General features: G+C 66.8%; 10 protein-coding genes. 4 read left to right on the forward strand and 6 right to left on the reverse strand.

The window, feature by feature from the left end:
- Nucleotides 1–814, reverse strand: an 814-nt coding sequence (locus tag QOD90_RS25560; RefSeq protein ID WP_526354346.1) for an acyl-[acyl-carrier-protein] thioesterase, incomplete at its 3' end; no start/stop codon positions are given.
- Between QOD90_RS25560 and QOD90_RS25565 the strand changes: the two genes are divergently transcribed.
- Complete coding sequence (locus QOD90_RS25565) at nt 813–2,198, forward strand: NAD(P)-binding protein (RefSeq protein WP_526354348.1); 1,386 nt, start codon at nt 813–815, stop codon at nt 2,196–2,198. The two genes, QOD90_RS25560 and QOD90_RS25565, sit on opposite strands and share 2 nt — an antisense overlap.
- Here the strand turns inward: QOD90_RS25565 and QOD90_RS25570 are convergent, their stop codons facing one another.
- Nucleotides 2,199–2,594 (reverse strand): DUF5709 domain-containing protein, encoded by a 396-nt coding sequence (locus QOD90_RS25570; RefSeq protein ID WP_526354349.1) that lies wholly within the window; start codon nt 2,592–2,594, stop codon nt 2,199–2,201.
- A gap of 51 nt (nt 2,595–2,645) precedes the next feature.
- Between QOD90_RS25570 and QOD90_RS25575 the strand changes: the two genes are divergently transcribed.
- From QOD90_RS25575 to rnhA, 3 genes are read left to right on the forward strand one after another with little or no spacing between them, the layout of a single operon-like run.
- Nucleotides 2,646–3,320, forward strand: coding sequence for a cutinase family protein (locus tag QOD90_RS25575; protein ID WP_526354352.1), 675 nt, complete (start codon nt 2,646–2,648; stop codon nt 3,318–3,320).
- Complete coding sequence (locus tag QOD90_RS25580; RefSeq protein ID WP_526354364.1) at nt 3,317–4,006, forward strand: VOC family protein; 690 nt, start codon at nt 3,317–3,319, stop codon at nt 4,004–4,006. The genes QOD90_RS25575 and QOD90_RS25580 overlap by 4 nt, the downstream gene beginning before the upstream one ends.
- A complete protein-coding gene (gene rnhA, locus QOD90_RS25585; RefSeq protein ID WP_526354354.1) occupies nt 4,003–4,458 on the forward strand; it encodes a ribonuclease HI in 456 nt (151 codons plus the stop codon). Before QOD90_RS25580 ends, rnhA begins: the two co-directional genes overlap by 4 nt.
- A 10-nt stretch (nt 4,459–4,468) precedes the next feature.
- Here the strand turns inward: rnhA and QOD90_RS25590 are convergent, their stop codons facing one another.
- From QOD90_RS25590 to QOD90_RS25605, 4 genes are all read right to left on the reverse strand, one after another.
- Nucleotides 4,469–6,736 carry an ATP-dependent DNA ligase gene (locus tag QOD90_RS25590; protein ID WP_526354356.1) on the reverse strand — a complete coding sequence of 756 codons (2,268 nt, stop codon included), beginning with the start codon at nt 6,734–6,736 and terminating at the stop codon, nt 4,469–4,471.
- Between the two features lie 43 nt (nt 6,737–6,779).
- Nucleotides 6,780–8,207, reverse strand: a complete 1,428-nt coding sequence (locus QOD90_RS25595; protein ID WP_526354358.1) for an HNH endonuclease signature motif containing protein — start codon at nt 8,205–8,207, stop codon at nt 6,780–6,782.
- Nucleotides 8,208–8,301: 94 nt separating this feature from the next.
- The gene (locus QOD90_RS25600; RefSeq protein WP_526354360.1) at nt 8,302–9,570 is read right to left on the reverse strand and encodes a DUF4032 domain-containing protein; all 1,269 of its coding nucleotides are present in this window, start codon (nt 9,568–9,570) and stop codon (nt 8,302–8,304) included.
- A 14-nt stretch (nt 9,571–9,584) separates the two neighbouring features.
- Nucleotides 9,585–9,820 (reverse strand): TOBE domain-containing protein (locus tag QOD90_RS25605; protein ID WP_526354362.1); only part of this gene is annotated, 236 nt, incomplete at its 5' end.

Consider the following 9,820-nt stretch of genomic DNA (forward strand, 5'->3'; position numbering starts at 1 on the left):
CGCCGGCTGGCTCCGGTCGGCTGACGACGGCGAGATCGTGCAGCAGACCGGCTGCGCGCACCTCACCGGCCACGACGAACCACAGCCGGACGTCCCCGTCTCGGACCGCGGAGTGGATGTCGACGGACTCCCCCAGCTGAATCGGCTTGCGGTACTCCACAACTGCCCGGTACGTGCTCGACACCAGCTCCGAATATTGCGCGAGCACTTCGTGCACGCCATGCCAGTACACCGTGTTGTTGACATGCCTGAACAAGTCGATGTCGGTGTGGCGCAAGGCAAACGGCGTCACCACATCCGAGCTCGCCGGGCCGGGCAGCCACGGCCGCCACTTGAGCCTGGTGTCGTCGGTGGTCGTGGCGAATCGGTCGAACATGCTCTCCGAGATCAGCGACGGCGTCGCGGTGTCCTTGTTCATGTTGATCCAGAAGCCCTCGGTCTCGATCAGGCCGCCGTCGGAACCGTCAAGACGAACCCGCATGGAACACCATCGGTTCGAGATGCCCGAGCACCAGCGCCGGAAGGTGATGTCGCTCGGCAGTTCCAGTGGTTCGAGGACGTCGATGACCGTGCGCTGCACGATCCAGTGCGGATGGACGTCGGCGTACCCGGCGTCGGCCAGGTGCTCGGCACCGACCTCCTGGATGTTGCGGGCCACCCCATCGAGCCGAAGTCGCAGATCCGAGTCGATGTCGCTGGTGAGCAACCGCCAACCGGTGCGATAGACGTAGCCACGCTCGGGCAGTGGGCTCAGCGGGTCGTACACGGTACCGACGGTAACGCACGGGCCACGCTTCGATAGGGTCCGCGCCATGCCGACCATCGAGACCGACTACCTCGTCATCGGCGCCGGTGCCATGGGCATGGCATTCGCCGACACCCTCGTCGCGGAGAGCGCTGCCAGCATCGTGATGGTGGACCGCGGCGATCGGCCGGGCGGTCATTGGACGCGCGCGTATCCCTTCGTGCGTCTGCATCAACCCTCGGCGTATTACGGCGTCAACTCGCGGCGACTGGGCACCGACGCCATCGACGAGGTCGGCTGGAACTCCGGACTGCACGAACTGGCGACGGGCAGCCAGGTGTGCGACTACTTCGTCGGCGTCATGGAGCGAGACCTGCTGTCATCGGACCGTGTGACGTACCTACCGAACACCGAGTACCTCGGCGACGGCCGCATCCGTGCCCACGACGGTGCCGAGACCACGGTCGTGGCGCGCCGGATCGTCGACGCCACCTACCTTCAGACCGTCGTGCCGTCGATGCGTCCCCCGTCCTACGAGGTCGCCGACGGGATCACGTGCGTCCCGCCGAACGAATTGCCGTCATTGGCAACGGGATTCGAACGGTTCGTGATCGTCGGAGCGGGCAAGACCGGCATCGACGCCTGCCTCTGGGCGTTGGAGGCCGGCATCGCACCGGATCGGCTCACGTGGATCATGCCGCGCGACGCTTGGCTGCTCGACCGAGAGAACATCCAACCGGGCCAGGACTTCCTCGGCCGGTTCAAGGCGAGCTTTGCCGCACGGCTGCAGTCGATTTCCGAGGCCACCTCCGTCGAGGACCTCTTCGCCCGGCTGGAGGCCAACGGCAATCTGCTCAGGCTCGACGCCGCGGTGCGCCCGACGATGTACCGCTGCGCGACGGTGTCGCGCGCGGAGTTGGCTCAGCTGCGCCGCATCGACGACGTCGTTCGCCTCGGCCGCGTCGAGCGCATCGGTCACGACGGGGTTCGACTCACCGGCGGAGCGGTCACCGGCAACGCCGCGGCGCTGTACGTCGACTGCACCGCCGACGGGCTCGAGAGGCGCCCTGCCGTCGACGTCTTCGACGGTGACCGCATCACCCTGCAGAGCGTCCGCGGGTGCCAGCAGGTGTTCAGCGCGGGCCTCATCGCCCACCTCGAGGCCACCCGTCCGGACGACTCAACCAGAAACGAGTTGTGCGTACCCGTGCCGCATCCCAACACCGACGTCGACTGGCTGACGATGACCCTGGCCGAGCAGCGCAACGAAGTGCGCTGGATCGCCGATCAGGAACTCCTCGACTGGCTCGCCGCGTCACGGCTGAACCTGCTGCGCGAGATGTTCGCCCCGATGCTGGCGCGGCCACGCAGTCGCGAACGGTTGCTTGGCATGGTCGCCAAGGGACTGCGGACGGCCAACGACCAACTGGAGCGCCTCATCGCAGCGGGCTAGTCAGCCTTCCTCGTCCTCGTCGATGTCCTCATCCTCGTCGATGACGTGGACCGCTGCCTCTTCCGCTGACGCCGCCCCGCCGTCGATGCCGACCTCGCTGCCCAGCAGGTCCTTCTCGGTATCCGCGCCGAATCCTTCGTTGGGCGCCACCAGTCGACCGGCTCGCCGGTCGCCGACCTCGTCGTCGCCGGCCTGCTCGTCGGGATCGTCGAGCTGCATCGCCGGGTCGGGCTCCTCTTCGGACAGCAGTTCGTCGAGGGTCTCGTTGTCCCTGGGTTCCTTCCACCGGTCGGGTGGCGAGTAGCCCTCGTCGAGCAGATCGTCGACTCCCCTGTCGATAAGGGTGTCCTCCTGGGTCAGCTGATCGTCGTCGGCGTCGCTGTAGTCGCTGCTCATCACTCAACGATGTCATAGATGACGATGGCGGGGCTGTGCCAGTCTGTAGCCATGACAGCACGCCACTTTGCTCGACTGGCCGGAGCCGGCGCCGCGATCGCATTCGCGCTCTCGGTCGTCCCGACGGGGATCCCGACGTCCTCGGCGGCCCCGTGTCCGGACGTGGAAGTCGTGTTCGCGCGCGGCACTTTCGCACCTCAGGGCTTTGGCGGAATCGGAGAGGACTTCGTCAACGCCGTGCGCTCCAAGCTCGGCACCAAGTCCGTCGGCGCCTACGCCGTCGTCTATCCCGCGAGCACCGACTTTCCGACCGCCGTCGACGGCATCCGGGACGCCGCCAACCACATCGAGAACATGGCGGCGACGTGCCCGAACACGAAGCTGGTGCTTGGCGGCTACTCCCAGGGCGCGGCGGTGATCGGTTTCACTACGGCGAACGTGGTGCCACACGGCGTCGACCCTTCCGACGTGCCGCAACCGATGCCCGCCAACGTGGCGGACCACGTCGCCGCAGTTGCCCTGATTGGTAAGCCCAAGCCCACGTTCATGGCAGCCATCGACGATCCCCCCGTCACGATCGGCCCGCTCTACGCGAGCAAGGCCATCGAGCTGTGCGCGCCGGGCGATCCCATCTGCTCCGACGGCGACGACAATGCCGCCCACACCAGCTACACGACCATCGGAATGACCGATCAGGCCGCAACATTCGTCGCGAGCAAGATCTGACCGTCACCCTCGCCATCGGCGAGCTCCTGGCCGCCGATCCGGCAGACGCTTGGAGCACGGCCGGATTCACTGTCGATGTCGGCGGCGACTCCGAACCCGTCTGCCGCATCGGCGGCATCGGCATTCGATTGGTCGGACGCGACACCGGAGCCGCCCCGGCGGCGAAATCGAACAACGGCGCTGGCATCGTCGGCTGGTCGTTGCGCGGCCTGCCGTCGGACCGGTCGATCCGTGATCTCGACGGCATCCCGACGACGGCGTCGCACGCGGTGCCCTCGACGCCGGCCACCCACCCGAACGGCGTCATCGCGATCGACCACGTCGTGCTGATGTCACCCGACCTGAGCCGGACGGTTGAGTCGCTGGCCGCCGTCGGAGTCGAACCGCGCCGGGAGCGGGACGCCGAACTCGGCGGCCGACCGATCCGCCAGATCTTCTTCCGGTTCGCCGACGTCATCGTCGAGGTCGTCGGTTCGCCGGATGCGGCAAGCGAGGGGCCAGCCTCCCTCTGGGGCATCACGTACACGGTCGCGGACCTCGACGCGACTGCCTCCTTCCTCGGGGATCGCACCGAACCGGTCAAGGCGGCGGTGCAGCCCGGACGGCGAATCACCACGCTTCGGCATCGCGAGCTCGGCATGTCGGTCCGGACGGCGCTGATCTCGGCACCTATTCTCGGCGGATGATCGAAGACCCGGTGGTCATCCACACCGACGGCGGGTGCCGACCCAATCCGGGCCCCGGCGGCTGGGGGGCGGTGCTGCGCCATCGTGAGCACGTCCGCGAGATGTTCGGCGGCGAGCCCGACGAGACCAGCAACAACCGGATGGAGTTGACCGCGCCGATCATGGCGCTGGAGGCACTCACCAGACCCGTGGTGGTGCACCTGTACACCGACAGCACCTACGTCCGCAGCGGCATCACCAAGTGGGTCCTCGGTTGGGAACGCAACGGCTGGTTGACCGCCGCGAAGCAGCCCGTGAAGAACGTCGACCTGTGGAAGCGCTTGCAGGCGGCGTGCGAGCGGCACCAGGTCGAATGGTTTTGGGTCAAGGGGCACTCGGGTGTCGCCGACAACGAGTTGGCCGACGTCCTCGCGACCCGGGGTATGCAGGAAGCGATCGCCGCTTCTTGCTGAGTACGGCCGCCTACTCCCACACCACCTCGCCGGGCTCCTTGTCCGGTCGCATGCCGCGCCAGCTGGGTTGTCGGAGCCTGCCATCCGAGGTGCGCTCGCTGTAGCGGACCTCGCCGACCAACTCCGGACGCACGAACGTCACTCCCTTGGCGTCGGGCCCTACCAGTCGCTTGGTGAACGGAGACTCCTTGGACTGCAAGGGTTCCAGGGTCTTCTTGAGCTTCGCGAGATCCTTGTCCGTGAAGCCTGTGCCCACCCTGCCGGCGAACTGCAGGCCGCCGCCCTCCGGTACGCCGACGAGCAGCGCCCCGATGCCACTGGTGCGGCCGCCCTCACCTGCACGCCATCCACCGATGACCACTTCCTGGGTGAGCCATAGCTTGTCCTTGAGCCACGACGCGGAACGCCGCCCCGGTTGATACGTGGAGTCGCGTTTCTTGGCGACAACGCCCTCCCAGCGGTGCTTCTGCGCGTACTCCAAAGCCTCCGGCCCGTCACCCGGCAACTGCTCGGGCACGATCAGCCCGCCGTCACCGTTGGCCAGCATCTCGAGCACCTTGCGACGGTCGGAGTACTTGGCGCGCAACAGGGATCGGCCGTCGAGCGAAAGCACGTCGAACGCCCAGAACTCGATGTTGGCCCCCGCAGCCCTGTTCTGCATGGCACCGAAGTTCGGCACGCCAGATGCGTCAAGGGCAACGATCTCCCCGTCGAGGACGACGTGATGGTCGGCCAGATCGGCTGCGAGCGAGCCGAGTTGCGGGAATTCGGCGGTCACGTCGCGACCGCTGCGCGAGCGCAACGTCAACGCCCCATGATCGGCGTCGACCAGCAGCCGATAGCCATCCCACTTCCCCTCGAACGCCCACTGCCCCGCCTTGAGCTTGGCGACCGACCCGTGCGTGGCAAGCATCGGTGCGAGGTCCTTCTCGGTGATGACGGGCTGCTCCTTCATCCGGTGTGCCAGCCAGTTCTTTCCGCCGGTCTGGATCAGCGCGTAGCGCCCGGAGACCTTGCTCCCGTGCAAGGTGACGATGACCTCGCCGCCCTTTTCGGGGCCGTCTGGCGAGTGGTCACGGAACTTCTCCGCCTCGTAGGTGCCGGTATCCCAGACGATGACCTCACCGCCGCCGTACTCCCCCTTGGGAATCGAGCCCTCGAAGGTGGCGTACTCCAGCGGATGATCCTCGGTATGCACTGCGAGGTGATTGACCGACGTCGTCTCCGGCAGATTCTTGGGCACGGCCCACGACACCAGCACGCCGTTGCGCTCGAGCCGGAAGTCGTAGTGCAGGCGTCGCGCGTGATGCTCCTGGATCACGAAGGTGTCGTCGTTGCCGACTGCGGGCGCCTTTCGCGGCACGGGTTCGGGTGTCTTGCCCGCGTCGCGCATGCTGCGGTAGGTCGTGAGTTTGTCTGGTAGCGAGACGTTCTCGTCCAACGGAGCGAGCAGATCGCCGTCCCGCGCGGCGCGCTCGAGCACCTCGTCGAAGCGCAGGTGCCGCAGGTCGGGATCCTCGATCTCCTCCCACGTGCGGGGCGCCGCCACGGTCGGCTCCTCACGTCCACGCATTGAGTACGGCGCGATCGTGGTCTTGGCCGAACTGTTCTGACTCCAGTCGAGGAACACCTTGCCCTCGCGGAGACTCTTCGTCATCGTGGCGGTGACGTGCTTGGGCATGGCCTTCTCGAGTTGCACGGCAATGCGTTTGGCCAGCACCGACGCGCCTTGGCTGCTGATCGGATCCGTCAACGGCACATACAGGTGCAGACCCTTGCTGCCGCTGGTCAACGGGAAGGTGGTCAGCCCGATGTCGGTGATGATTCCGCGCACCTCGTGAGCGACTTCGCACAGCTGGCGGAACGTCACCCCTTCGCCGGGGTCGAGATCGAACACGATGCGCGTGGCGGGACCGGGTTCGGACCCGTCGAACCGCCACTGCGGAACGTGGACCTCCAGTGCGGCCTGTTGCGCAATCCAGGCCAAGCCCTCGCGGGTGTCGATGATTGGGTACGTCGTGGTGCCCGACTTGTGCGTCACGGACCCGCGCGCCAGCCACCCGGGCGCCGATGACGCCAATTGCTTCTCGAAGAACTCCTGGCCGCCGACCCCATTCGGCCAGCGCTTGCGGGTAACGGGCCGACCGGCGATGTGCGGCACCATGACGTCGGCGATCGCGACGTAGTACTCGAAGATCTCCGCCTTGGTGGTGCCTGTCGCCGGGTAGAGCACCTTGTCGGGGTTGGTCAGTTTGACCCGCTCGTAGCGCTCCACCACCTGACCGTATTACCCCCGACTTCTCCCGGGTGAACTTCGCCAGCTAGGCAGCGTTGGGTTCCGGTCCGCCTGGTCGGCCGTCGACCTCGGCGCCAGGGGCTACCGGCTCGTCATCTGGTGGTCGGTAAAGGCATTCGGGACGGTGATACTGGTTGACGCGGGCTTGGCCGGTATCGAGGCGGGCCGGCGGAATCCATTCGACGTCGTTTTGGGCGTTGATGCGGGTGGTCCAGCCATCGGGGCCGACCGCGCGGTTGTCGGGTCCGCACGCCAGACCCAATTCGTCCACGTTGGTCTGGCCACCATCGGCCCAATCGCGGGCGGCGTGATGGACCTGGCTGCCGTAGGCCGGCACCGTGCATCCGGGTTTGGTGCAGCCCCCATCGCGGGCGATCAGCATGATCCGCTGTAGCGGTGAGGCATTGCGGCGGGCGCGGAAGAGGTTCAGGGCTGATCCGGTGGCGCCGTCGAACACCGCGAGGTACTGGTTGGAGCCGCGGGCAGCCAGCCGGATCACGTCGCTGATCGGCATCACGGTGCCGCCACCGGTGACGCCGACCCCTGCGCGGCTCTCCAAGTCCTGCAGCGTGGTGCGGATGATGATCGACGTCGGCAACCCCTTGTGCTGACCGAGCCCGCCGCCCTCCAGTACGCTACGCCCGGCCTCCGCCAATGCGTCGTGCTGACGCTGAGCCAGGGTGCGGTGGTCGTCGTCGATCTGGTCCTGGGTGGGAGTTCCCGACGTGCAGGGGAATTCGTCGGCCGGGTTGCACATCCCCGGCGCTCCCAGCTTGGCGAAGATGGCCTCGTAGATGGCCCACGCTTCGGGCGTGAGGTTGGCCTTGATTCGGATCATCCCGTCAGGCTGCTGGGGCGCCTTGCTCACCCCGCGGCGACGCGCCCGTTCGACGTCGTCAGGTTCGGGGCCGTCCTGGTCGAGCAGAAACAGGGTGCGGTCGGCGTGGTCCTTGAGCTCCTTGGGACCGACACCCATCGCAGTCTTGACGAAGTCGGCTTCGATCTGGGACCGGGTGGTGGCGTCGATTGCAGGCGGAATGCGACTCATCCTGTCACTCAGAATCCGCACGTGTTCGCGGTTGATCACCCCGTGCGATTGGGCGATGGCGGTACATGGCAACACCGGCTCAAGTGGTGCACCGATCAGTGTCTGGCGCGACGCGAGTAACGCTGCCTCGTCGAGTCGGCGGCCGGCTTCGCTGGGAGAGATTCGCCACCGGATCGCCAGCACGTCGCGCCATGACTTGGCACCCATCGCCTTCGGCGTCGTCTCGGCCTGCAAGCGCGTCAGCATGCGATGGCTCTCGACGGGCAGTTGACACGTAAGCGTTTCGAGTTCGTCGAGGACGTCGACCAACTCGACCGCGGTGAGTGCTTCCACGGGCAGTGCGGCCATGGCGTCGTACGCCGCACGCAACGCTGCGGCCGCTGCCTTCACGCACCCCACTGACATGAATCGAACATTAGTTCGACCCACCGACAAGCCGGACTCGTTTTGTTACTACTGAAACCAAAGCGACAGAAGAGGTTTCATCGATTTTGGACCGTCAGTCGTCATCGATCTGCAGCACGGCGAACGGGGCCGTCGGGACCTCCGCGACGGCCATCTTCGCCGCGGAGTCGGTCGGTATGACGTCACCGGCTAGCGCCGCGAGCGCCTTGTTGGTACCGACGTCGCGACCCGCCTTCTCACTAAGCAGCCACCGGACCTCGAGCAGATCGCAGTACGCCTGGATCGCGGTGCCCCGGTGGCCGACGACCTCGTGCGCCAGTTGCTCGTACGGGGTCAGCACCTCGATGACCCACAGTCGCGCGGCCGTTGCCTCGTCGACGTCGTGACCCGCCTCGACGCACAACTGCGCCTGATAGGCGTGCAGGTCGCCGAGCAGGATGGCCGCCTGTCCCTCGCCGACGTCCAAACCAGTGAGCTCCCGCAGGTGCTGCGCGTGATAGCGGCGGTCACCGACGGCGACGCGGACCCGCATGCGGCTCGGATCCAACGCATCCGGTTGCAGCGACAGTTCGTCGACGGCGAAGCCGAGCTCGTTGAGACGACGGATCGTCCCCTCGACTCGGTAGCGGTCGGAGAAGCCGAACACCGGCTCGGCGTGCAGCAGGTCCCATAGCTTCTCGTACCGCACCTGAACCTGCTCGGCCTCGGCGATCAGCGTGCCGTGGATTTCCTCCGGCAGCCCGAGCCGCTCGGCGAGATCGACCAGACCCTCCGCGACGTTCTCCACCAAGATCTCGAGGTCGTGCCTGCGCTGGCCGCGGCTCAACGTCGGGTGCACCTCAGACGTCTCGGCGTCGACCAGCCACGCCTGCAGAAGCTGTCCATCGCGGGAGAACAATGTATTCGCCAACGAGCAGTCGCCCCAGAAGACTCCGTGCCGGTGCAGTTCGACCAACAACCCCGCCATCGCATCCAGCAGGCGGGCCCGGTGCCTCGGCTGGTCCGGCGGCAACCGCATGAACAGCCTGCGGTACTGCCAGGACCCCTCGAGATAGCGCGTCACCAGGATCGCGGTCTCGAACTCGGGCTGGAGCACCAGCCCGGCCGGATGCACCGCCGGTAGGCCCATCTCCTCGAGTCGCCGCAGGACGTCGTACTCCTTGATCGCGGTCCGCGGCGGCATGTCCTTGACCGCCCAGAGAAGGCCGTCGGCGTCGACGAATTTCACGAGGTGGCGGCTCATGCCCACCGCGATGTCGCGCAGTGGGACGTCGGGGACCACCCACTCCGAGAGTGGGCGGTCCCACGGCAGCCCTAAGAGCCCGGGAGTTGGTGCACGGAGCCGCAACTCCGGTTGCATCATCTCAGTGGCGCTGATCAGTTCAGGCGTTCGCCGGTTTCCGGGTGGAAGAGGTGCACGGCGCCTTCGGGATGCCTGCGCAGCCGTACGGTGTCAGCAAGTCTGGGCGCCGTGCGGGGGTTGCTTCGCGCCACCAACTCGACACCGCTCGCGTGCGTGTAGACGTACGCCTCACTGCCGAGATCCTCGACGAGGTCGACGACGACCTCCACGCCACCGGAATCGGTGACCTCCAGCTGCTCGGGCCGGACAC

Origin of the sequence: Mycobacterium sp. (genome assembly GCF_032161845.1) — a bacterium.
Classification (GTDB): Bacteria; Actinomycetota; Actinomycetes; order Mycobacteriales; family Mycobacteriaceae; genus Mycobacterium.